This window comes from Pedobacter sp. Leaf250, from assembly GCF_920984735.1.
Taxonomy (GTDB): Bacteria; Bacteroidota; Bacteroidia; order Sphingobacteriales; family Sphingobacteriaceae; genus Pedobacter.
Genome location: NZ_CAKLBU010000006.1, coordinates 163,894 through 187,155 on the forward strand (window position 1 = coordinate 163,894; position 23,262 = coordinate 187,155).

Below are 23,262 nucleotides of genomic sequence, written 5' to 3' on the forward strand. Positions count from 1 at the left end.
CTTGTGAAGTACAAATTTAGTATCTAAGTTCGCATTTGAATATAAAGCTATAAAATAAAAAAGCATTTTTATGATGTCAAATCCCTATACTACTCCTGAATTATTCAAATTATTACCAGGATTTTTCAGCCATAATGTTGAGGTAAATAACACGAGGTTACACTATGTTACTGGTGGAGCGGGTCAGCCCCTGATACTAATTCCAGGCTACCCCGAAACATGGTGGAGCTGTCATCAAATCATGCCTTTGCTATCTGCTCATTTCAAAGTGTATGTCGTGGAGATGAGGGGAATGGGTGATTCGGAAAAACCCGCTGACGGCTATGATAAGCAAAATATGGCAAAGGACATTTTTGAATTGGTTCAATTGCTTGATCTGGGGAAAATCTATATTGCCGGGCAAGATATAGGTGCACATGTGGCCTATAGTTTTGCCGCAAATTTTTCGCAGGCTGCCGAAAAGCTTATCCTGCTGGACACCCCACATCCAGAAGAAGGGATGTACCGCCTGCCGATGCTGCCTATACCGGGAGCAGATTATGTATACCCCTTTTGGCTGGCTCTCAATCAGATAAAACAGTTACCAGAACAACTGATGGAAGGCAGGATGCATTTGCTCATTGATTGGATGTTTGAAAAACTTCTCGTTCAAAAAGATACAGTAACGGAATTTGACCTTGCGGTTTATGCTCATCATTATAATAATGCCGAGGCAATCCGTGCTTCAAATGGCTGGTATCAGGCCTTTGCTAAAGATATCGAAGATTTTAAGCACTATGATGAATTAAAACTCCCAGTTTTGGCGATTGGTGGCAGCGGATATGAGGTATTGAAACAAGGCTTAACAGGAGCCGTCCATAACGTTAAACTCATTAATATGAAAGACTGTGGACACTTTTTATTACCGGAAAAGCCAGCGGAATGTGCCTTGGAGCTAATTGACTTTTTATGTTAAAGCAGCATGGATGGAAAAGAAATTTCTCAGGTCTTTGGTTCAAGCCTAAGATAGCAACTTCGCGCATAATTAAATCTCAATACCACATATTCCAAACACAAATATCAAGCCTTATCATCTTAATTTGTTAAAGGATTAATTTTTCTATATCCTCATATTTATAAAACATCAACCCGCCAATCCTTGAATATTTAAGAGTACCGTTTCGTCTATAATTACTCAGGGTACCTTTTGAAATGGAAAGTATTTGGCAGACCTCATAACTTTTTAACCATTCCTTGTGGACTGGCCTTTTTGTTCCAAACATTCTAAACCTTCGAAACTCTTCGAAACTCTTCGAAAATATCATTTTTTAATTGTTCAATATCTGCCTTGGTCACTAACTCTGAGATTTCCATATTTTAATCTTTAAATATTGAATATGAAATTAAGTGTCACAGATTAACCAGAAAATTTTTGAACTCAATTAAACTAATTTAGACTTTTTTTGAACCAACTATGATCCCTTTCATAAACAGTACTGACAACCTGTCATTAGTGAATTTAGTTGTAATTGTTAGTTGACTCAAAAAAATTATGAATTTCATAATTCAAATAAACAACATCATATACATTTTATTATCAATACTTTAATGACTTAAAATAAACAAAAAAATCAATTACAAATTTAAACAGCTTTTTATGATCGCTTTTAAACCGCTTATCCGCCTATCATAAATAACCGGGTCGTGGATCGAAAGGCTGTATTTTTTCACGCAGTTAAATTGTAATTGGTTGCGTTCTGTAATCAGAAAGATTCATAAAAAATCCTCTACTCATAATTATTCCTTCTTAAAACATTTTCCATAGTAAAGATGCCCCAAAATTGACTAGTGCGGAGTTAATAAAAAGGTCTTGTTTTTCCAACGCCTCAGCTAAAGAACAATTCTGTGTGTCATCGTTATCCAGCGATTCATCCAATAATGGCGGATATTCCTTAAGCCATGAGGGCAGCACCGCAACGGTATTGAATTTTTTGGATTCAGGTTGCGCTATCTCGCCGATGGTTGAAAGCAGGACCTGTCCTGTTTCTTTGCTATTCCCAAAATCAAGTAGGTATAAATTGCTGTCCCGCTGTGCGCTTTTGCGTTCTGCAGAACAAAGCAATGCTTCAATGTTGATTCGGGATTTAACTGTATCCACACAGGAAACCGTTATATTAGCCATCCGATTTTCGCAAGGCTTACCATTGTTCTGCTCAAATCTTTCAGGAACTGCTTTCCAATTTGCACCAAAAAATATACAATTGCCTGGCTAAGTTAGCCTGTTGCACAATATCATTATCAAAAACATTGACTTGTAATCCTGCGTGACCAATTGCAACCAAAGCTTGATTGATATGGGCGAGTGCGGTTAGCATTTGGCTGCCTGTTCCTCCAGCCCCGATCAGATTCACAGAAACCGGATTGGTTGGATTGATTAAGTATGGGTAAACGATGTGCACCCTTCTATTTGATGTATTCATCTGATAATATCCTTTAATAAATTTGGAAACCTTTTTAACTGCCTTTGTGGAAAGGGATTTTCTGTGCCGATCTGCTGTTGCCAAAGCAGAACAATGTTGCCTTTCACGGGCGACATGCTTTGCAATAAATGACTGAATGCCGACCCAAAGTAAAACTTCTCCCATTGCAGTATAAATTCATCAAGATCAATGTTCAATGAAAATTTGATATGGACATTTCCCATACAAACCCTGCCATTAGCATACAGGTTAAAAAACGGTGCTTGATAAAGCTTGGATTCTAAATTGGGTCGATCATTATCTACCAAAGCCCATAGGGACAAACCGTTTTTTGATGCTTTCCAAAGCAATGGCGGCAAGTAAGCTTCCCCATTAGAAATGCCGAGATCACTTTTGAAGAGCAGATGCCTTCTCATTTCGGGGGTATACCAAATGGCATAACCCTCTCCGCTCCTGTCCACATACAAAACCCGATCAGAAAGCAGCCCCGCCGTACAAAGAAATCCACTCGAATTTTCCTGCTTGGATTGCATGGACTCGGAAAGCGCCTTACTTTCCCTCTGCGTCAAAGGGTGTGCGTTGATCGGTTTGCCCAATGAATCCATATTATAGGATTCCACATATAGGTCATCCTTTTCGTTTTGGTAAAACAGCAAAGCCTTAAATGGCGTATAGCTTTGTAAAAATAAATCAGTGATGTTTTTCATGTGCAAAGTCATAAAGGTTATCAGATAATTCGTTGAGCAGATCAAAAAACTCCTGCTCAAAGCTTAGGTCATGCGAGATTTGGTTTTGCGGTTTATCAAATAGCTGAATACTTATCGGCTCATCGATCTCATTATATTCCTGCAATTCGCAGTTCACCGTTTCTATTAACTGATCGTATAAACAGTCCTCTCCGCTCCAAATGAAGGAAAGGTAATGGTTAGCGTTGATCCTGCCTTCCGCGTCAATGCCGTTAAGGTCATCGGCAATGCTGTCCATGATAGAGCGAAAGGGGAACTGCTCCATCAATGCGCTCAAACGAATAGCGATAGCTTTCAGATTTTCATCGGCTTTTGTTTTCGGGCTAAATTGGCTTAGCCAATCATTCAATAAAACCAGCTGATCTTTATCGCTTAAAGATTTAAGTAAATTGCTTGATTCGCTTTCTACCAATCGAATATGATCAATTATATACTGATGCTCTTTTGGGTCTTCACAAATTTCTTCATCGCTATACCAATCATAGATCATCTCATAGACATAGTACAGGTAACTGCTTTTTTCTCCAAAATATGGAATACCGCCAACCTGATAAAAATAGCACAGCACCGAGAGCAAAAGCTGCGCTGTTGGCTTTCGCTCCTCCTGCTGCATCAAAAGATGCAGCGGTTCTACGGGCAGATAGTAAAGCGTGGTTTTGGTATCAAAGACTTTTGTAACGGCCAGCGTTGGAAGCCTGTCTTCGCATGAAATGACAAGCACGTTTGCATCCTTATCTATAGCAGCGATTTGTTGTTTGAAATCCTCAACTAACCTTGACACATTTTGTGGATAGATCAGACGCTCATCATCAAACAGTTTTATCCCGTAGAGATCACAGAGGTTTCGGGCAGCGGAAAATATACTTCCCGCTACCCTACTGGCTGCGTTGAGTTCCTGAGCATAACCATTGAGTAATGGAGAAAATGAGTGGCTTAAAAAACCATTTCCACTAACGACGGGGGCGCACTTTTCTGCTCGTCGCTTCTTAATACCGAAAGATTGGCTCTTCTGTTTAAGGATTGGGCGAACTGTCCCAATTTTTGGTGCAGTTGCCACGTTTTGCTGTAGGCTTTGATTCTGATGCATTTTGCTTTTCCTTTCATGATTATCCCTTTGTTCCAAGAGTGGTTATAAATCTATATTCAATTTCATCCCCTGTGATCTCGGGGCCTTCTATTTTGGTGGTAGTCAGACAGAGTAAGTTCCCGAATAAAAGTTCATGACTTCTTCGGGAGTCATTTTGTTGGAGGGGTCAGAAAGTCTGACCTCATTGTTCTTATCGGTAAAAACAAACACCCGTGGTAAAATACTAGTTGTCAACACGATTAAAATCTTTATCTTTACAATAAGGTTAACTGTTTCATTCTCCATTCCAGATCAGCTTTCAGCTTTCCGATCTCTGATTTTTTATCGGGATAATCTTCTACAATTGGAACCATGGACACAGCTTCTGCATATTTACAGGCTGCATTTAGCGCATTGATGTCTTTGATGATGTCCTCGAACTTTGGCTTATCGGAAATTGATTCGGCAGGCTTTTGCTTTTCTGTATTCACAGCTTGCTTTTCGGCTTTGTGTTTCGGCACTAGTTTTGCCTTGGCTTCTTCAAGCCCCTTGTTATAGGCAGAAATATTCGCAAAGAGCATTTTGGTTTGTTCAACGGGCTTCGTCAATCCCTCTAGGATTCCCTCGTCAATCTCCTGCGCTGTTCCTTTAAAAACCATTGGCGGCAATTGGGAATTCTGATTCTCCCCATCCTGTGATTTCAAAAGCACCGAAACAATAAGTCCATGCCCTGCGGAAAAATCAACGTTAATTACCCATGCGCCAACACTTTGCAGACGCTTTAAGGCTTGAAAAAAATTAGTCCTCATGATCTTTGTTTAATTAAATAAGTTCCCCTGCGTCTAGAAATTCGAACTTCATATCCATTATTTACAATAATACTTCTGATGATATGCTCCGCGTGTCTGATGCGCACCGCATACCACCTGTGGTAACCTCCGGTTTGCAGTTTATCACTTCGGGTGATACAGATATAGTTGCTATCGTTAATCGCCCGCTTGAAATCAATGAAGTAATTGCGGTTTGCTAAAGAGAAGTTTTCAGAAGTAAGATTAGGGTTTTTCATATCTAACAATATTGGTATACACAAAATTGTGGATTTGAATTCTGGCTAATCGGTTGTTTATTAATCTATCCGATCAGATCGGATAAAAAACGGATATAGAAAACCCTATTATTTATTCGAGATGCAACAACTCAGAGAAACCCGGCGGCTCTGCAGTTATCAATACTGCGGCAATTCATTCCAGGGAAGAAGCGATAAAATCTTTTGCAGTGATCAATGCCGTAATCGTGCTAGACGTGATCAGCTAAAAGAGGAAAGATGGAATGCACCAATGTTCTACAGTAAAATCGTTGAGATCCTACAAAATAATCACAAAATACTCAAAGCGCTCTATGAGGAAAAGGACAATTCAATCATTGTCACTAATTTTCTTCTTCGGGATAGCGGATTCAACTTTGAATTTACCACCAGAGTCCTCAACACATCAAAAGGCATCTACAGATTTTGTTTTGATTATGGTTGGCTTGAGTTGGAGAACGGAAAAATACTGATTGTTGAGAATAAAAAGATGATTTTAATATGAATATAAAGTGAGAAAGCAAATCAGAGAGAAATGCTTTTCCAACATTTGATTATTGAGCTACATCAAACGGAAAACATTGTTCGAATTAATGTTTAGTTTCCGATGGTGATCTCAATACTCAACTTTTATTTTTCAAGAGCTTTTGTAGGGTAGGAAGATGAGAAACAAATCTATCTTTACAACAAATGTCAAAAGCCAACTAAATAAAAAATAAAATATCACGACATTGAGTTGATCAAAAGCTAGTCTGATGTGGTGATGGTGTCGAGAGTATTGCAACCTGCATAATAATAAATAAAAACATTTTCAGAGTATTTAATTTTGATAGTTTTTCATAAATGCCTGATAATGGAGATTAAAAATCTCTAGTTGTCTTTTTAATTCCTTGCATGCCCGCCATCAAAGGAGTTTGCCGAGCGTTGTAAAAATGTATTTTGCAAAGTATTAGATTCAACATGCACAATAGTAACCAAGGGCATTTCAAACCTGCTGTTTTTATATTAATTTAGGCGCTTAATCTTCTGCTAGGCAGTAATGCAAAACAATTAAACCAATATTTTTATATACAAATTCACATTTTTCTTTATAGTTACATTTCGCTTTAATATTATTTTAGTAAGCTCATCCTCGAAAAGTTAACCTCACAAAAAATGTGAGAGTCTTAAAAATGATGTTGCACATATAAAAACATTATCAATAATTATGATGCCTTTTTTTTAAGACGCCTTAGGCGACTTAAAGTTTCGTGCCTCATCACCAAATAGGAAGATAAATATTTATCCTGAACCCTATCAAAAAGCCCTGGATCAGCAAACATTAACCTTGAAAACCGCAACATCGCGGTTGGGAGTCTGCTGAGTAGGTTTCGTTCCGTAGCCTGTGCATGATATCGCCAGATGAATCTGTCATTAATGGCATCCATCTGTTTGTATTGATCTCTAAGCTGATTCAAAAGTTTAATCGGCAATAGCACCAGGCAGCAATCTTCCATTGCCTGATAACACAATGCGTAATCGTTGCGCGAAAAAACATCCAGACTTGAAGCACCGATCAGTTGGGTCTCCTGGCTAATCATCAGGGTAATATCCTTACCGGCTGCCATTGTAAATCCCCTGATTACCCCCAGGCTGATAAAAACAACATTTAATTCCAATACATCAGCGTTCAGAAGATCCCCTTTTTTTAATTCCTGCACACGACATTTTGCAATAATTTTATTGCTCATGGCAGGAGGAATTTCGCAAATGGAAGATATAAAACGAAGAAAAAAATCAATCTTCGAAATGTTGATTTCATCAGTCTTTTTCGATTGAGCACTAATTATCATAATGTAAAACGGCCGTTATGGCTAATAAAGTTATTGTAAATAAATAAGTTGTGGTTTTCATTTTCTTTGGGGATGGTAATAAACAGTAAAGTAATTTTGCTGACGATAAGCCCAGTGCTGCTCATCTCGATATTAAACCAGATTTGCTGGTTTAGCTTGAGCTCCAGATCTACATTGCGGTAAGAAAATTCGATCTCCTGTTCGTTGATGTCCGTGATCGTTCCTATCCCAGTGGTTCTATCTATATTAGTGATTTTGCCTAGACGAAGCATATTCTAATCTTTTAATTAAACTTTCTGTTACTATGAATCTATGGTCCCTCAGATTTAAAACCCAACTTAGCCAAGCCATTTTTAATATCAGGAATTCCCATAAACAGTTTCCAAAGCAATCCTGTACGATAATTTTCTATCATCACTACAATTGGCCCCTGATCGATGGCTAAATGGGTTTTCGCAAACCAGTTGTGCTGTTCACTGAATCCATCAGCAAATCCATATGGTCCCCATAGTTTAGGTCCCAGATCATAATAAAAATGTTTAAGTGCCTGCATGGAATATTTTGGCGTATATGGAAATGAGGACAGCGCCGCTGTTGGTTGGATCACTCCGCGGTCATCGCTGGGACAATGAGCAACATAACCCTTAAAACTATCTCCGGCAGTTAGGCCCCAGCAATTTTCCCCATACCCTTTATATCCTTTCGGATTTTCGATACAGTAAGCACGGTTGATGAGCGTATGGTTGGTGGTCTGTTCTCCATAATCAATACCATGATCATCTTTCAGCCCAAATGGATTGATCCCAAGGTAAGTATATTGTTCAAAAAAAAGAGGCCCGCCTTTATCATATCCGTCGAGAGGTAATTTGTAACCATAATATTTTTTGCCATTTTTCCAGTCTTTACTTCCCACCCATCCATTTTCATACACCGCCTTTGATATTCCATGATTGGGAGATGAAGCAGAAATAATGTAAGTAATAAGCGCCTCACTATAACCCAGCACAGGAAAATTCATGTTGAAATCGTTATTTACGCTCCAGTGCCAGTATAAGTTTTTGTCCTCCCCTTTTGTATGCCAATTCCAATCTGCTGCTGCCCACATTTGGTCAACCCTTTTGCGGAAATACCGTTCCTGAATCGTTTCCCCATTAAAATAGGCTTTGGCGGTAAGTAAACCCATCATCAAGTAGGAGGTTTCCACGATATCTGCCCCGTCGTCAATACGGTCAAAGGGTATTGTTTTTCCTGTTGCGCCGTTTAGGAAATGTGGATAGATACCATGATAACAATCAGCCTTGACCAGGAAGTCTACAATCTTAATCAATCTTTTCAACGCTGCATCACGGGAAATCCATTTGCGTTCAACGGCCACAACAGTGCCCATTATTCCCATTCCGGTACCGCCTACCGCACAGGCTTCCGGACCAAAAGTTCCCTTACTTAAATTGGGAACATCATTCGCCTCATTAATATAATCCCAGTAAGACTCAGCCCGAACGGTATTGTCTCTTTCTCTGGCCATACCGCTTACCGGGTGAGAAAAATGCCAGAAATACCGGAAAGTCTGCCGCTGAACGATATCAAGCAAAGCAGCGTCGCTGATATTTTTTATAATTCCCACTACCGGAATAAACTCACCTTGCGGATTTGATTTACTGCTTTGTGCAAAAGGCTTGCCTGCGATAAGCATGCCTATCAGGAAGAAAATAAATTGTTTGCATATAACGCGAACTTTAAAATCGGCAGTAAAAGTATTCTCTGGGATTGCAGGTAAGCACGGGAGTCGAAGGTAATTATCCTGGACTTCTTTTAAGCTGAACATGTGAATATATTTGGTGTGGGTAATATCAAAAAAGATTAGAGATTCGACTACATTTATTATGATAAAAACTGGTACTTTTATATCATAATATGAAATAAAGATTCCTTAGCGTACTGTCCCGACAATGAAACCTGCATTAGAATATCTCCCATCAGAACCCAACGCATCCTTTGTAAGCCGGAAATTTGAATATGACTATTTTCCGACCCCATGGCATTTCCATCCAGAATATGAAATTGTACTGGTTACCGAAAGTACAGGCAAGCGTGTAATTGGAAATCAAATCAGTCGGTTTGAACCTGGAGATCTGGCATTGCTAGGTCCTTATCTGCCACATACTTATCAAAATGATGAGATCTATCATCAATCAAACAAAGCATTGAGGGCGAGCTCAATTGTCGTACATTTTCGCGATTCCTCCTTTGGGGAAGGTTTTTTATCACTCCCTGAAACATACAGGATACAGACCTTGCTAAAAAATTCAGTAAGGGGAATTAATGTAAGGGGAATTGAAAAGCAAAAGGTGAGTATCATTCTCCATGAGTTAATCCACATGAACGGGCTCGGCAAATGGCTTAAACTTGTTGAAATTTTAGATTTAATATCCAGAATCCCGAGTCAGGATTACATCTGCAGCCAGGCTCTGGTTGGACAAAACCAAAAAGAGTCCCATCGCATGAACCACATCATAAATTTTGTTCTGGAGAACTTCAGAAACGAGATATCAGTTCCTGCCTTAGCAAAATCAACAGGAATGTCGACCACTTCATTTTCCAGATATTTTAGCAACCGCACCCGAAAACCTTTCACCGCATTTGTCAACGAGGTCAGACTAAACCATGTTTCAAAATTGCTCATGGAAACCACAATGAGTATCACTGAAATCTGGCTAGATTCCGGGTTCAACAGCTTATCAAACTTTAACAGACAATTCAAAACCATGTATGGTTATAACCCGCTTACCTTTCGTAAGCAATTTCAGGTATCTTAATCAGAACTTCAATTTTATAGATCCTATATCAGATCTATAATCTGCTATTCTAATTAAAACATCTAGCTGTCCTTCAATCAGCAGCTTTCAAAAATTCTTGGACTAACGTCTTTGCAGAATGAAATCAGTTGTCGGATTGAAATGTCCCATCAAAATCAATTGTAAAAAACGTGTTAATAAGCCTTGAATTAATACGGAAAGTAAGGTATAATTTTCAAATAAAATTTAAATTTTCGACTTTGTACAGATAACTGATATTTTGAAGTGGCTCACAAAGTCATCAATATCTTATTTCTAACCATCATCGTTCATTATTATGATATTGGATGCAGAAGAATATTTAAAAAGGTTAATCCTTTTGAAATGCGAAATTGATTCCATTTCACTTAAAGACTTTAGAGTGATTTCCGAAAAAATATTTATTCAGGATCAAAATTATCTATCAGAAAATACAATCAAAAAGTTCTTTGGTATCACTGACGATAAGGCTACCTTTTCATCATTTGTCTACAATAGTCTTTCCCTGTTTGTCGGCTTTGAAAGTTATGAAGAATACGAAAAGCATTTTCAAATCATCTCATCTAAAGATGAAAGGTGATGAAATCTTTAAAACAAATTTACGTTGATCCCAAGTAAATATCATTTAAAATGGTAATAACGTTAAAATAGCAGTTCAGCGATAGATTTGCAGGTTAAAATAAGGTTTTTAAAAAATCAAAGAGTGAATTATAATTTCCATATAAGTTATAACAGCAATAAAACTAGAAGCTATTTTAGTACAGGATAGTTGTTTTGATATTCTCTTAATACTTTTTGAGTATAGAAACAAAATGATTCAGTTTATTTAAAACAATCATGCCCCAGCCCGAATCCGGACTGGGGCATGATTCCCAAAACAGTAATCTGAACTGATTACTTCGTATTTTTCTTTTCTGTTACCTCGGCTCTTATTTCCTGAGCTAGGTTTTTCAGGTCCTGCATACCTTTACGAACACGTGTTCCGGCTGCAGCATTTCCTGCATTGTAAAATTTTTCAGCATCAGCCTCAACTGAAGCCACAAGCTCTTTAATTTTTGCAAATTTTTCCATAATAAATTAATGTTTAAGCGGCAAATATATTTGAATCCCCCAAAACCGCAAAAATCCAGACGTAACAAAGCAAGGGGCAAATGCCCCCTGCTAAGCCTCAACAATACTAAAACTTAAACAAAGGCTATTTGCCCCTGCCCTTTTTTACTTCCATTACCACTTCTGGTTCCTGAATAACTGCCTCACTTGCTACCTCCTTTTGATCAACAGCCTTACTGTAGACTGACTTCATACCCGCATCATAAAAATCCAAAGTCTTGAACTGAGGATTTGCGGCTACATAACCTTTGGTTTCCCTGCCATCCTTAGAAAAGGAAACTTCATGAACATTACCACGTTGCAAAGACTTCATTAACTGATCTTTAAACCCAGGTTTTTCTAAATCTGAGATCATGAAACGATCAATGGTTGCCGAAAGATCAAAACCATACCTTTCGCCAAAATTTTTCATGGCAAATTTTCCATCTACCTTTTCAGCAAAGTCTAGTTTGAGCCATAGATTCGCTTTTTCACCACTCTTGAGTACCACATCTTTATTAACTGAACGATCAGATAGCAGGTTAAAAGATTCTTTGGCCGTAACACCCTCACCCTTATTGATGTAAAAAACCTGTGAAACAGGATCAACACCACCCGCTTTTTGCAAAGTCGCTTCAAAATTGTTAAAGAAATACATATCGATTCATACAAACCGGGCTCCCGCCTGCCCCTGCGCTTTCGTCGTATTGAAATCATCTCAACTTCGCAGGATTTTCCGCTCCTCGCAGAATAATGTTTCATTCCCAAATGTCAAAGATCCTGACGGTCACAGTATGAGCAGCTTATTATGCGATTAGAAAGACCCATCTCTACTTAGCAGCTAAATCAACTAACTAAGTTTCTTGGAACAAACCTATTCAGGAAGCCATGGATATGAAATTTTTGGACTGAAGTGGGCTAAATCGGACAGTATATGAGCTGAATATGAGCCTAGATCATCACATAATCAGAAAATAAATATCCCCTCATCCAGCGGCGAAAGCACTATTACTTTATTATTTATCCATTTAAAGAGAGAAAACATGGTTATCAAACCGTGACTGAAGAAAATCGCTGAATCAATAGAATAAGCTGACAGGCGTCAGCGGGACAATAAAGAAAAGGCCTCAAACCACACCATCTTTCAAACCCCATACGCATACCAAAAGAAGTTGCATGAATTGTAAATTGCCCGAACAAAACATTCAGGATGTAATAAGTTCAGATATATATCCGGAAAATAATTGTATACCTGCAAGATTGTTAATTTGGAAATACGGAAATAGCTGAAGTATTATTCCTGTTAGTTTACAGCAAAGTTAATATCGAAGTTTCTGAGTGCCGAACATTTCAAATTCCCTTTCAAATCCACTATCATATACCTTAAAATGAATCGGCCATGAATCTTCAATCAATTCAGAAATAAAAGAGCGGAACATCTTTTCAAAGCGTTCAAAATTACTTCCCGCAATGGTCACCACGAGATATTCGCTATCAGTTTGCATAATTACTTCTTCCACATATTCTTCCCAATGCTCTTTAATCCGGTAAGGCAATGAGTTGAAATGTTGCCGATCAATGAAATCGCCAATCTTTACCAATTCATGTTTACTGAGATTACCTGCACTATCTTCTAACCATTTCCCATCTTTCTTCTTAAGTGAGCCTAGAAGAAAGCCGTCGCAAAGTACATTCCATACCTCAGATCTTGAAAAACGCACTAACTGATACGCCTCAAGACCTTCTCCTTCACCAATAAAATAATCGAGTAGTATCATATTTGAATTGGCCACCTGTTGGGGTTCAAAAGATTTAGGATTAAGTTCCATATTTTATATTAATGCACATTTTTATTGCTTCCCGTCACTTTGATAACCAGCTAAAGTGATCCATGGTTTTCCAAATTAATTATAATGAATATAAATGCTTAAATGCATTTCGTATGGACATAATAGGTGCAATTCATACCAATACCATATTGTCAGCAAGCCATCACTGATGGGCAGATCAAAACCTAAAAACCTGACTTTTTTAGTAGAAATGTCAGAATAAAGAAATATTGGTTGCCAGTTAGTTATATTTATTATTTCTGGAGTCATTTTTGAACCTACCCTTCCAAAGCATCCTATATGAAAAAATTCATCCCAGTATTATTTGCCGCCACAATTTCCATCATTGCCATATTTTCTTCTTTTAACCTTGCTGTCCCAGAACTTGGGATTTCCACAGCTATATTAAGCTGGATGACCTGTTTGTGGATTGTTTCAGCCAAAAATGACCAGGATAGATGTCTATCTTAAAGTGCACATATCCATAATTCAACAATTAATAGAACAGAGATCAACCTGCTCCCTGATTGGCCTAAACTGGTTGCTTAGCAAATTGTCTAAAACTAACGTTTTTATAAACCAAAATCCTCCACTACCATTATTAATATATACCTGAAGCGGTAATCGAGTTCTATCATTATCATGTTGAGTTCCCAAATAAAAATCCTTGGCGAAGACATCGATAGTTTCCTTTAACAATTTCTTGATTTTAAAATCGTGTAATACTTTTTAAATTTCAAGATAGTACAGCAGCCTAAAAATGAATATATGACCAAATGGCAAAAATTTATTACCTTAACTTTTAGGAATTTATCTCCGCTTCAGTTATAATTGATATCGCTATGAACGTCACATCCCTAGTACTTCCATTTTGCTTATTGATAGCTGTCCAAATGACAAGGGCTCAGGAGCAGTCTCCATACACTTACAAGAAACCATCCTCCAACGGTACCGGTAAAGTTTATATGGGAAGAGAGATCGCCCATGTAATGAGCTTTGAGGGTCTTGACTGGTTAGAAAGAAATAGCCGCGAAAAAGAAGAAAATACCAATTTGGCACTCGCATCCCTACCATTGTCAGACAATAGCATTGTAGCTGATATTGGCGCGGGATCCGGCTTTTACACTTCAAAAATTGCCAAGCTGATCCCAAACGGCAAGATCTACGCTGTAGAGATCCAGGACGATGCTATCACTTACCTCAAAAAAATAGCAACCAATGACCGCCTATCCAATATGGAAGTAATCAAGGGTACCGAACAATCACCAAATCTACCAGCCAACTCCATAGATCTGGCATTTATGGTGGATGTCTATCATGAACTGCAATACCCCGCAGCTTACCTGACCGCCTTAAAAAAAGCACTTAAGCCCAATGGCCAGCTACTATTATTAGAATACAAAGCGGAAGATCCCAAAGTAGCCATCAAACCTGAACACAAAATGAGCGTTAAGCAAGCAAAGAAAGAACTCTTGGCCAATGGCTTTAAGCTAATCAAGAATGCCACTTTTTTACCGCTACAGCATTTTCTGCTATTTAAAAAAACTGACTAAATGCAGTCCTTGTTTTATTTAAGGATAGATAATCCTTACCAGGATGACATGGGAAAACTTAAATATCAGAATAATCCGCGGGATACAGGAACAAGGTTACATTTTTAGAAACATTATGCTGATACTGAGGCAAACCACTGATCTTTTTATATTCGGGACCAAAAGCCGCCCAGTGGCTGTCCCGGTCCGCTTTATTTTCAAAGGTAGTTAAATACATCAAATTCGGCATTTTACTTCCGGAAATCACCTGTCCGTAAAAAACAGCATTAAAATTCAACTTCGAGAAAATCTCAACCTCATAATCATTAAACATTTCAATTTTGTTGAGAGAAAGGGCTTCGGTCGCGGCTTCATAACTTCTTAATTCATAAACCCGTTCGTTTTTAGGTGTAGAAAGCTTTGGTAGCGAATACTCCGGCATCGAAGTGAAAGCTTTAAGCAATATAGATTCCAAACGCGTATATGGCGCATCATTGTATGGTGCAGTCGTATATTGTTTTCCGCTTTGGGCATCTATATTATCCTTGATAATCGTCATATCGACTTTATCTAAATCGGTCAGCTTTTGAAGTGGTATGAAAACATAAACAGTCATATCTGAAGTATCCTGCACAATCGGCTTAAAAACTCCCACCTCCTTTATGCCTGCCCTGCGCAGAGCTGGTAAGTAAGCTGTCTTTAAATACATATCGATTGTATTTTCCTGCGCAGTGCTTTTGTAATGATAAATCTTAATTTGATAATAAAAGACCCGCTTGGCAGCAACAACATATGCTGATAAAGCAATTAGGGTAACAGCTGCAAGAAGTATTCTGTTTAGGAAAGATTTCACGATATATTTATTTGAGTAAAAAAATAGCAATATAAACCCGATGTCTAAAAATATCGTTAACCGAAGATAAGTATTATCCTAATTAAACGCATTATACAAAACCTAAAACCTAGTCGAGACCTTAATTTTCAATACCTAAAATCCATTACTACAATTATAAAGTTTCGGGTTTTTAAACAATTGAAGCTGGAAAATTCACCGTCCTTCCATGCCCTGATGTCCATATATGTTTTTCATTAAATCTTGATTAGGTGATAAAAACAATTAGGGATTCACTATCCCATCCAATTGCAAGTATCTTTTTCCATTTTTTTCAGATAAAGATTTACTCTCCCCATCAATAATCATGACTTTTGGAATACTGCTTTGAAGACCAAACCATCTGGGAAGACCTTCTCCATTGGGATTGCCACTTTTGATAAAGTTTAGCAAATAGGACTGGAAGACTTTCGATGTTTCAAAATCTTCACTTTCCCATTTATAACTGTTGTTTAGCTTGAGATTTCCAAGGGCATATTCAATATCTGAGGCATGTACCGCACCCATTATATCTGTATTATGAGATCCATGTCCGATAAAAGCAGGACGTTTTCTGGAAAACAAATACCGATATACAGGATGACCATTTGTTTTGCTGTGCACATCAATCCATTTCCAGGTAGAATAGGAAATAAAGCGATCGCTTGCGAGGTCAGTCGCCAACTGTGGCACCTGCTCATCTGTGTTCGCATAATACAGAGCAAATATTTCTTTGCTCTTTGAAGCAAAGCCCCTATCCACTCCGGCTTTATAATTGTCAACAGTAGGTTTCTGATTAGACAGAATAGCATTCATACTTCGCTCTGCAGTATTCCATCCTGCAAGGAGCGGCACATCCATCTGACGACCATAGGTATAGGTAGTTAGTGGTTGTTCTACAAAAAAATAACCGTCTACTGTTAAGGGGAACCAGTAATCTTTTGATCTTTTTAATAACTCCTGTGTTGGGATTTTACGTAATTCAGAGATGCTGTTTGCTCCGCAGGCTTTTACAAATTCGGCGCCTATTTTTTCTGCATTTGACAGGCTCACAGGAGGTTCGAACCCAAGTATGGAGCCGCTTTGGCCGATCGCACCTTGAAACAATCCTTTTGAAAGCGGTGAACACAGCTGAGCAGAAACTGACATAGAACCCGCTGATTCCCCAGCAATGGTGATCTGATCCGGATTTCCTCCGAATGCTGAAATATTACGCTTGATCCAACGCAGCGCTTCATTCTGATCCTGCAACCCATAATTACCAGAACTCCCCTGTTTATTCTCTTTGGAAAGGTCAGGATGTGCTAAAAACCCAAAAACACTCAGTCGATAATTTATAGTAATAAAAATCACGCCTTTGACAGCCATACTTTCTCCGTCATACCTGGGTTCTGATCCATCCCCACTGGAAAATCCTCCTCCGTGAATGTAGACCACCACCGGTAAGGACTTACCATCCTTTATTTGAGGTTTCCAGATATTAAGATAGAGGCAATCTTCACTTTCTTCAGCACTCCTGAAAAACATGTCATCGTAAGTATTCCGCTGAGGCGATCGTGAACTAAAAGCCATAGCGTCTTTTACACCAACCCAGTTCTTTTTAGGCATGGGAGATCGCCATCTGCGTTCACCCAGCGGAGGCTCCGCATAAGGAATACCTTTAAATGCCAGCACACTGCTGGAGAGAACAGTTCCTCTGATTTTACCTTCCTTAAGCGTGACCAACGTTTCACCGTTTTTTAAAATATCATTCTGAGCGAATGAAAGGCTCGAAGAAAATAAGAGAAACAACAGAATTATATATTTTTTCATTTCTATCATAATGACCAGATATGGGTAAGGGATGAACCTTTATTTATAGTGTAAAAGAAAAACTGTTTATCCTCAACGACTTTTACCAATTGGGGCTCTGCTGAATTATTGGAAATGATAAGCACCCGTTTTCCCTCCGGAGTTAAAAAGGCTACATTACTCACCTTTGTTGTAAGGCTGCTTTCAATTCTATACGATCCGACAGGGACAAATTTAGATGCGTGTGCGATGACATAATAGGCAAGATTGCGAACCACCTTATCTCCGTCTATAGTCACTGCTCCCTGGCATATTGAGCAGCCTCCATTATCCGTATGAGGATTATAGCCGAGATCTGCCGCTAGATTCCACAAAATCACATTTTTACTCCAGTTCCGTAAGGCACCTATTAATATCCTTCCTACTGGATAGGCGGTATTGAAACCACCATCCTTGCTTACCGCCATCATTTCAGTAAAATAAAGGTTTTTCCCAGGGAAAGCATCATGAACCTTGCCCATTGCAGCCGTCTGACCGGCATATAAATGAAATCCTGAACCATCAATATAAGCTGCTGCCTTCTGATCTGCCAATATTGAAATGGGATATTCCGGAGCATCACAATTGTGGTCATAAAGAACTATTTTCGTTTTTATATTCTTGCGTTTAAAGTTTGGGCCCAGATGATCGCGGATGAAACGCAGCTCTTCTTTGGCCAGAAACTGCATGCTGGGTGTATTGCCATCATTAAAAGGTTCATTTTGAACAGTCACAGCATCAATAACAATCCCGTGCTTTTTCATGGCCTCTATATATTTCACAAAGTAGTCCGCATAAATACTATAATATTCATCCTTTAATCTCCCACCCTGAACATTCTGGTTTGATTTCATCCATACCGGAGCGGACCATGGAGAACCCATAATTTTTATCTTTGGGGATATCGCCAAAATTTCCTTTAATACAGGCACCACATCCTTTTCATCCTGCGATAGGGAAAAATGCTTTAACTCTGGATCAGTTTCCCCTGCTTTCAGGTCATCATAAGAAAATACGTACTCATTCAGATCAGATGCGCCTATACTCACGCGGATATAACTGATTCCCACTTGGCCAGGCCTGTTTCCAAAAAGCTCATTCAGAAGTTTGCTTCTCTCCGTAGCAGACATCCTGATAATATGCTGAGCACTTCCACCTGTCAGCGCAAACCCAAACCCATCAACAGACTGATATTGTTTTGCTGCGTTAATGTTGATGACTTCCGCCTTATCATTTCCCGGCTCGACAATATTCTTTTTTGATAAAAGCATCGATTTGTCATTGCTGGTTTCCCAACTCTCCACCTTAAGTTGTGCCAGGAGCAGAAGAGGAAATGCATTTAAAAACAGAATTAACAGGAATACATTCTTGGACGGATAATTTGAAAGGGGGTATCGTGGCATAAGCTTATACTTGGTTTATACAAACTTAAGTGTAAGCCTCCCATTACTTTAATAGGATTTTAACATTTTATGATATTATGTATCTGAAGAACATCAAAGTAATACCTGAGTACCTAAGCCGTATGGCTCATCAACACATCATTTAATCTTTTTGCAAATGCTTTAACCTCGAAATAATCTCTATACAGGCCCTACTGTTATGGTAAGGACATTTCCATAGACCAACCTTATCCTGTTTTGCCATCACAGAACCATCCGCATTTCTACCCCAAAACCACTCACCACTCTGGTGGTCAACTATCTGCTTCTTTGTATAGTTCCATATTTTATCAAAAAGTTCAAAAAAAACTTGATTCTTTGATAATTCGAATGCATTTAAGAAACCAACCATGGCCTCAGCTTGTACCCACCAGTGCTTCTCATCATTCCTGTGATTATTCACTGGAGAATATTCATAGATCATGGCCTCCTCATCCATACCCTCTGCAGATGCTTCTGCAATTTTAATGGCCATGCTTTTAAAGTGTGAAATGAGCTCCGGGTGTTCAATCATTTCGGCCGCCTCCAGCAGTAGCCATGATGCTTCAATGTCATGACCATAAGAAATTTCACTGGATTTCCTGTTCCATTTCTCATCAAAGAAAAGATTTAGGTGTCCCTCTGTATCTATAATGTATTTATCAAAAACACCTAACAGGCCAATGATCTGATTATTTAAATGTTCATCAGGCCATATTTTATAAAGCGTGGTATAGGCCTCCAAAATATGGAGATGCGTGTTCATTGTTTTCTTTTCGTTGGCATCTTTCTGACTTAACCTTAAATCCCGAACTTGATCCCAATTTTCTGCAAAAGCCTCAAAATAGCCGCCATCTACCGGATCAAAACTATGAAGTTCGATATCGTGAAATAATGCTATTGCCAGATCCAATGCCTCATTATCACCTGTTGCCAGATAATATTCAGAAAGCGCATAGATGGTGAAAGCAATGGCATAAATCTGTTTTTTTCGATCCCGGGGCATTCCCGTATGATCAAGCGACCAGTAAACGCCTCCATATTTTGTATCAATGAAGTGTTCTTTGATATACTGAAAGCCATGCTGGGCTAAATATAAATCCTGCAAATCTCCATTAAAATTGTAGGCAGCGGAGAAGCTCCACAAGATTCTTGCATTTAAAACCGATCCCTTTTCAGCATCAGGATTAATTAACTCACCTTCGGCAATCTGACCAATAAACCCGCCAAAATCCAGGTCTACAGTGTTGTTCCTCCAGTACGTTAGGATATTTTTCAGTTCAGTTTCAAATTCCCCGATAAAATGAAATAATTTACGATCCATTAAGCTGTATTTTCTTCAAAAATAATTCCTGATGCATAAGATTAGTTAATACTATTTTACCATAAAAACATATTATACCCACTGATGCGCATCAATACATTTTTAACAAAAGTAAATGTTTATTTAACATCAAAACACAATACAAGATCAAGAAATCGGCATTCAAGACTGCATAACACACATAAGATCAATTTTATTAGTGATGCTTATTTACCAACCCGCAATGTATTTTTTAACTGCTAACTTTTATAACCTGTGTATTTTTATTAATTTAGTAGCATACCAAATATAACATGTTAAACAATATTATAAGGGAAATCACACCTTTGACACAAAGCGACTGTTTTACAATTTTTTCACGTACCAAAACCGAATTCGATTTTCCGCTGCATAACCATGATGATATGGAACTCAACCTTGTGCTCAATGCACCGGGTGCAGAACGTATTGTCGGCGACCACATCGGGGAAATTGACGACATGGATTTAGTCCTTGTAGGATCTAACCTGTCTCATGGCTGGTTTACCCATAATTGCCGTAGTACTGAAATCAAGGAAGTAACCATTCAGTTCCATAAGGATCTGCTTGATGAAAAATTCCTGAAACGCAACCAACTTTCTTTCATCCGCAGCATGTTTGAACAATCCAAACGCGGCGTTTTGTTTTCCCGGGAAACCATCGATAAAATTGCACCAAGGCTGCTTAATTTGAGTAATAAGAACGGATTTCACTCTATCCTTGAACTGTTATCGATCCTGCATGATCTTTCCATTTCTAAGGACAATAGAATGCTATCCGATTCCACATTTACAAAAGAGGATTTCAATTACAATAGCAGGCGTATCGAAAAGGTATTTGAGTATATGAACAGTAATTTTGATAAGTTGCTAACCTTGTCGGACGTGGCCAAAATCGCCAACATGCCAGAGGCTTCGTTCAGCCGGTTTATCAAAAAAAGGACAGGCTACACCTTTGTTGACAGCCTTAGTGAAATCAGATTGGGTCATATCAGCAGAATGCTTATTGACACCACCCAATCTGTAGCGGAGATTGCCTATAAATGTGGTTTTAACAATATGGCCAATTTTAACAGGACTTTTAAAACCAAAAAAGGTTGTACCCCAAAGGAATTCAGGGAAAATTATGGTGGAAAACGTGTATTTATTTAAAATATCCTTTGCACAAACCCATGGAGCTGTTCACGCCAGAAACGCCATTCATGACCGCCCTGGCTATCATGAAATTCATGAATTATACCTTTTTCCTTTAAGGTATAATCCAGCGCTAAATGCCCCTGATATCTTGGATCGTCTTTACCACATGCGATCCACAATAATTTGATGTTTTGATTGATTTTTTTTGGATTCGAGAATACTGATGGCACCCTTTCATTTATGTCAAAGGCAGCATCACTCAGCAGCCCCGCACTGAACTCGCCTATGTAAGAAAACTTATCCAGATTTTTCAGCCCTATAATGTAAGCCTGACCCCCGCCCATGGAAAGGCCGGCAATGGCCCTTGACTTTCTATCCGCCATAACCCTGAAATTTTTCTCTATATAAGGTATAACATCAGCCAGCAATTCTTTCTCCAGTTGCTCAACGCCATCTTTTGAACTTCCACCGGCCCAGCCTCCATCTATAAGGCCATTGGTCATGACAATAATCATTGGTTTGGCTTTTTTTTCAGCGATTAGATTTTCCAGGATGATATCTGCTTTGCCTGCGACCTGCGTCCAGCTTGTTTCATTATCCCCGCCGCCATGCCTTAAATATAACACCGGAAATTTCTGCTGTTGATTTTGTTGATATTCTGCAGGAAGAAAAACCGTCATTCCCCTTAATTTCTGAAGTGAAGATGACTGGTATTTAATGTACTGCAAAAGACCATGAGGAACCTGCTGAACCTCATCGAACCTTGGCTCATCCCCTGGAACTTCGATGATACTGCCATAAAGTTCTGTACCTGATTTTACCACTGGATTTTTGGGATCCAAAATAGTGATGCCATCAACCCAGAACTGATAGGAATATACACCTGGCTGCTGAGCGGGAAGTTTAATTTCCCAATTACCGGCCATATCTTTAGTCATTGCAGCAGGCTTCACTGCCCATTCCCCGAAAATCAGGTTTACCTTTGAAGCCTTCGGTGCCTTGAGACGGAAAGTTATACTTTTATCATTTGCAACCACTGGTGAGTAAGGTGGTGAAGCAGGCCCCCACCAGCCCTGTACACTATATGTATTTTGGGGCTTTTGTGCGTATGACTGGAATCCAGCCAACAATATCAGCATAAAGAAATATCTTTTCATCTTTCGGTTTACCAGCCTTTAATCTCATCAAGGGTGATGACATTTTCAGCATTTATTAAATTATTGATTTCTGCATTCGTGTTATGCTCAAACACCAATTCCGACCACCCCATAAAAAAAGTCCATTTTGGCTGTGTTTTGAGCTGCCCTGCACTCGGCAATTTTTGACATTCACCAATAGCAATTGGCTTATTTCCTCCAGCTTTCACCATGATATCATACTTATCCTGACTAAACCCACTTTTATCATCATAGATATCCAGCGCTGCAATATCCCAATATTCGGGGCCTGGATTATAATTAACTGCATCTTTAGCCAAAGATTTAAAATCCTGTATATCCCATACCCAGATCAGGTTTGACAGTTTTTTGTTTTTGGTTAAATAGTCGTGCGTGAGCTGGTACAATTTTCTCGTACCGGATGCTCCCGGCCTTCCACCCCACCAGAAAACGCCCTGATTCATTTCATGCAACGGACGGAAAAGTACCTCAACATCTTTCTCCTTTAATTGTTGCAGATAAACTGCAATTTCATCCATCATTGCTTTCCAGCGTAAATTGATAACGGTTCCTTCGGTAAGCAGTTCCGTCCATTGTTGATCTGTTAATTTACTGAGTACACCTTTCTTGTCCCAACCACAAGGTTGCTCCAGTGCAGGATTACAGGCATGCCACATGACATTAACGACTGAACCTTTGCTCCACTGTTTGGCTGCTTCGTTAATCATCGTCTGTCGGTTGAAAATATTTTCCTGCTGAAAAAGAAAATCGCCGCTCCATAATCCCGGGTATCTTCCGGTCGTGACATTTATCTGATCAGTCCATTTCGCGGGTTCAGCATTCGGTTCCCGGTTATGGATGCCGGCAATGGTATATTTTCCTGAAATGGCATATAGATAATTCAGGCTTTTGAACCTGGTTGGTCCGATTGTTTTTTTCAATTTCGGAATCACTACCGTTTTCTGGGACTTAACCTGCCCGATCAAACTGAGGTTTACAATAAGGCAAATTGCGTATTTGAGTATTTTCATAAT

General features: G+C 38.9%; 27 protein-coding genes. 5 read left to right on the forward strand and 22 right to left on the reverse strand.

All coding sequences use genetic code 11. From position 1 onward, the window contains the following. The first annotated feature begins 70 nt into the window (after window positions 1-70). Window positions 71-955 (forward strand): alpha/beta fold hydrolase, encoded by an 885-nt coding sequence (locus tag LUA91_RS07115; protein ID WP_231425337.1) that lies wholly within the window; start codon window positions 71-73, stop codon window positions 953-955. 127 nt (window positions 956-1,082) lie between these two features. Here LUA91_RS07115 and LUA91_RS07120 read toward each other — a convergent pair whose 3' ends face one another. From LUA91_RS07120 to LUA91_RS07170, 12 genes are all read right to left on the reverse strand, one after another. Further along, window positions 1,083-1,304 carry a helix-turn-helix domain-containing protein gene (locus LUA91_RS07120; RefSeq protein ID WP_316797350.1) on the reverse strand — a complete coding sequence of 74 codons (222 nt, stop codon included), beginning with the start codon at window positions 1,302-1,304 and terminating at the stop codon, window positions 1,083-1,085. Between the two features lie 482 nt (window positions 1,305-1,786). Then, on the reverse strand, window positions 1,787-2,161 hold the full coding sequence (locus LUA91_RS07125) for a hypothetical protein (protein WP_231425338.1): 375 nt from the start codon (window positions 2,159-2,161) through the stop codon (window positions 1,787-1,789). A 40-nt stretch (window positions 2,162-2,201) separates the two neighbouring features. Further along, the gene (locus tag LUA91_RS07130; RefSeq protein WP_231425339.1) at window positions 2,202-2,459 is read right to left on the reverse strand and encodes a ThiF family adenylyltransferase; all 258 of its coding nucleotides are present in this window, start codon (window positions 2,457-2,459) and stop codon (window positions 2,202-2,204) included. Continuing rightward, window positions 2,456-3,166 carry a prokaryotic E2 ligase family D protein gene (locus LUA91_RS07135; protein ID WP_231425340.1) on the reverse strand — a complete coding sequence of 237 codons (711 nt, stop codon included), beginning with the start codon at window positions 3,164-3,166 and terminating at the stop codon, window positions 2,456-2,458. The genes LUA91_RS07130 and LUA91_RS07135 overlap by 4 nt, the downstream gene beginning before the upstream one ends. Further along, window positions 3,150-4,262, reverse strand: coding sequence for a hypothetical protein (locus LUA91_RS07140; protein ID WP_231425341.1), 1,113 nt, complete (start codon window positions 4,260-4,262; stop codon window positions 3,150-3,152). Before LUA91_RS07140 ends, LUA91_RS07135 begins: the two co-directional genes overlap by 17 nt. 49 nt (window positions 4,263-4,311) lie before the next feature. Next, on the reverse strand, window positions 4,312-4,398 hold the full coding sequence (locus LUA91_RS20660) for a PRTRC system protein C (protein WP_316797373.1): 87 nt from the start codon (window positions 4,396-4,398) through the stop codon (window positions 4,312-4,314). Further along, a complete protein-coding gene (locus LUA91_RS07145) occupies window positions 4,395-4,577 on the reverse strand; it encodes a PRTRC system protein C (RefSeq protein ID WP_255717760.1) in 183 nt (60 codons plus the stop codon). Before LUA91_RS07145 ends, LUA91_RS20660 begins: the two co-directional genes overlap by 4 nt. Continuing rightward, the gene (locus LUA91_RS07150; RefSeq protein ID WP_231425342.1) at window positions 4,547-5,080 is read right to left on the reverse strand and encodes a PRTRC system protein E; all 534 of its coding nucleotides are present in this window, start codon (window positions 5,078-5,080) and stop codon (window positions 4,547-4,549) included. The genes LUA91_RS07145 and LUA91_RS07150 overlap by 31 nt, the downstream gene beginning before the upstream one ends. Next, on the reverse strand, window positions 5,077-5,337 hold the full coding sequence (locus LUA91_RS07155) for a hypothetical protein (RefSeq protein ID WP_231425343.1): 261 nt from the start codon (window positions 5,335-5,337) through the stop codon (window positions 5,077-5,079). The genes LUA91_RS07150 and LUA91_RS07155 overlap by 4 nt, the downstream gene beginning before the upstream one ends. Window positions 5,338-6,560: 1,223 nt before the next feature. Beyond that, complete coding sequence (locus LUA91_RS07160; protein ID WP_231425344.1) at window positions 6,561-7,187, reverse strand: Crp/Fnr family transcriptional regulator; 627 nt, start codon at window positions 7,185-7,187, stop codon at window positions 6,561-6,563. Then, window positions 7,184-7,459, reverse strand: coding sequence for a hypothetical protein (locus LUA91_RS07165; protein WP_231425345.1), 276 nt, complete (start codon window positions 7,457-7,459; stop codon window positions 7,184-7,186). Before LUA91_RS07165 ends, LUA91_RS07160 begins: the two co-directional genes overlap by 4 nt. A 38-nt stretch (window positions 7,460-7,497) precedes the next feature. Beyond that, window positions 7,498-9,012 (reverse strand): glucoamylase family protein, encoded by a 1,515-nt coding sequence (locus LUA91_RS07170; protein ID WP_231425346.1) that lies wholly within the window; start codon window positions 9,010-9,012, stop codon window positions 7,498-7,500. A 124-nt stretch (window positions 9,013-9,136) separates the two neighbouring features. Between LUA91_RS07170 and LUA91_RS07175 the strand changes: the two genes are divergently transcribed. Beyond that, complete coding sequence (locus tag LUA91_RS07175; RefSeq protein WP_231425347.1) at window positions 9,137-10,003, forward strand: AraC family transcriptional regulator; 867 nt, start codon at window positions 9,137-9,139, stop codon at window positions 10,001-10,003. A gap of 322 nt (window positions 10,004-10,325) precedes the next feature. Next, window positions 10,326-10,601: a hypothetical protein gene (locus LUA91_RS07180; RefSeq protein WP_231425348.1), complete on the forward strand. Its 276-nt coding sequence runs from the start codon at window positions 10,326-10,328 to the stop codon at window positions 10,599-10,601. A 314-nt stretch (window positions 10,602-10,915) separates the two neighbouring features. On the opposite strand, the gene LUA91_RS07185 is transcribed toward LUA91_RS07180, so the two are convergent. From LUA91_RS07185 to LUA91_RS07200, 4 genes are all read right to left on the reverse strand, one after another. Continuing rightward, window positions 10,916-11,092 (reverse strand): histone H1, encoded by a 177-nt coding sequence (locus tag LUA91_RS07185; RefSeq protein ID WP_231425349.1) that lies wholly within the window; start codon window positions 11,090-11,092, stop codon window positions 10,916-10,918. Between the two features lie 124 nt (window positions 11,093-11,216). Then, complete coding sequence (locus LUA91_RS07190) at window positions 11,217-11,768, reverse strand: hypothetical protein (protein ID WP_231425350.1); 552 nt, start codon at window positions 11,766-11,768, stop codon at window positions 11,217-11,219. A gap of 661 nt (window positions 11,769-12,429) precedes the next feature. Continuing rightward, window positions 12,430-12,939 carry a hypothetical protein gene (locus tag LUA91_RS07195; RefSeq protein ID WP_231425351.1) on the reverse strand — a complete coding sequence of 170 codons (510 nt, stop codon included), beginning with the start codon at window positions 12,937-12,939 and terminating at the stop codon, window positions 12,430-12,432. Window positions 12,940-13,235: 296 nt separating this feature from the next. Continuing rightward, window positions 13,236-13,382 carry a hypothetical protein gene (locus LUA91_RS07200; RefSeq protein ID WP_231425352.1) on the reverse strand — a complete coding sequence of 49 codons (147 nt, stop codon included), beginning with the start codon at window positions 13,380-13,382 and terminating at the stop codon, window positions 13,236-13,238. 522 nt (window positions 13,383-13,904) lie between these two features. Here LUA91_RS07200 and LUA91_RS07205 point away from each other — a divergent pair. Further along, window positions 13,905-14,492, forward strand: coding sequence for a class I SAM-dependent methyltransferase (locus LUA91_RS07205; RefSeq protein WP_231425353.1), 588 nt, complete (start codon window positions 13,905-13,907; stop codon window positions 14,490-14,492). 58 nt (window positions 14,493-14,550) lie between these two features. Here the strand turns inward: LUA91_RS07205 and LUA91_RS07210 are convergent, their stop codons facing one another. The 4 genes from LUA91_RS07210 to LUA91_RS07225 form a co-directional block, all read right to left on the reverse strand. Then, window positions 14,551-15,324 (reverse strand): NIPSNAP family protein, encoded by a 774-nt coding sequence (locus LUA91_RS07210; RefSeq protein WP_231425354.1) that lies wholly within the window; start codon window positions 15,322-15,324, stop codon window positions 14,551-14,553. Window positions 15,325-15,588: 264 nt separating this feature from the next. After that, entirely contained in the window at window positions 15,589-17,154 is a 1,566-nt protein-coding gene (locus LUA91_RS07215) for a carboxylesterase/lipase family protein (RefSeq protein WP_231425355.1), read from the reverse strand. 5 nt (window positions 17,155-17,159) lie between these two features. Beyond that, window positions 17,160-18,575 carry a glycoside hydrolase family 30 beta sandwich domain-containing protein gene (locus LUA91_RS07220; protein WP_231425356.1) on the reverse strand — a complete coding sequence of 472 codons (1,416 nt, stop codon included), beginning with the start codon at window positions 18,573-18,575 and terminating at the stop codon, window positions 17,160-17,162. 142 nt (window positions 18,576-18,717) lie between these two features. Further along, entirely contained in the window at window positions 18,718-19,917 is a 1,200-nt protein-coding gene (locus tag LUA91_RS07225) for an AGE family epimerase/isomerase (protein ID WP_231425357.1), read from the reverse strand. Window positions 19,918-20,321: 404 nt separating this feature from the next. Between LUA91_RS07225 and LUA91_RS07230 the strand changes: the two genes are divergently transcribed. Beyond that, window positions 20,322-21,086, forward strand: a complete 765-nt coding sequence (locus tag LUA91_RS07230; protein ID WP_231425358.1) for an AraC family transcriptional regulator — start codon at window positions 20,322-20,324, stop codon at window positions 21,084-21,086. Here LUA91_RS07230 and LUA91_RS07235 read toward each other — a convergent pair. Both LUA91_RS07235 and LUA91_RS07240 read right to left on the reverse strand, forming a co-directional pair. Next, window positions 21,083-22,228, reverse strand: a complete 1,146-nt coding sequence (locus tag LUA91_RS07235) for an esterase (RefSeq protein WP_231425359.1) — start codon at window positions 22,226-22,228, stop codon at window positions 21,083-21,085. The genes LUA91_RS07230 and LUA91_RS07235 overlap by 4 nt on opposite strands. An 8-nt stretch (window positions 22,229-22,236) precedes the next feature. Continuing rightward, window positions 22,237-23,259 (reverse strand): glycoside hydrolase family 26 protein, encoded by a 1,023-nt coding sequence (locus LUA91_RS07240; RefSeq protein WP_231425360.1) that lies wholly within the window; start codon window positions 23,257-23,259, stop codon window positions 22,237-22,239. Window positions 23,260-23,262: the final 3 nt, after the last annotated feature.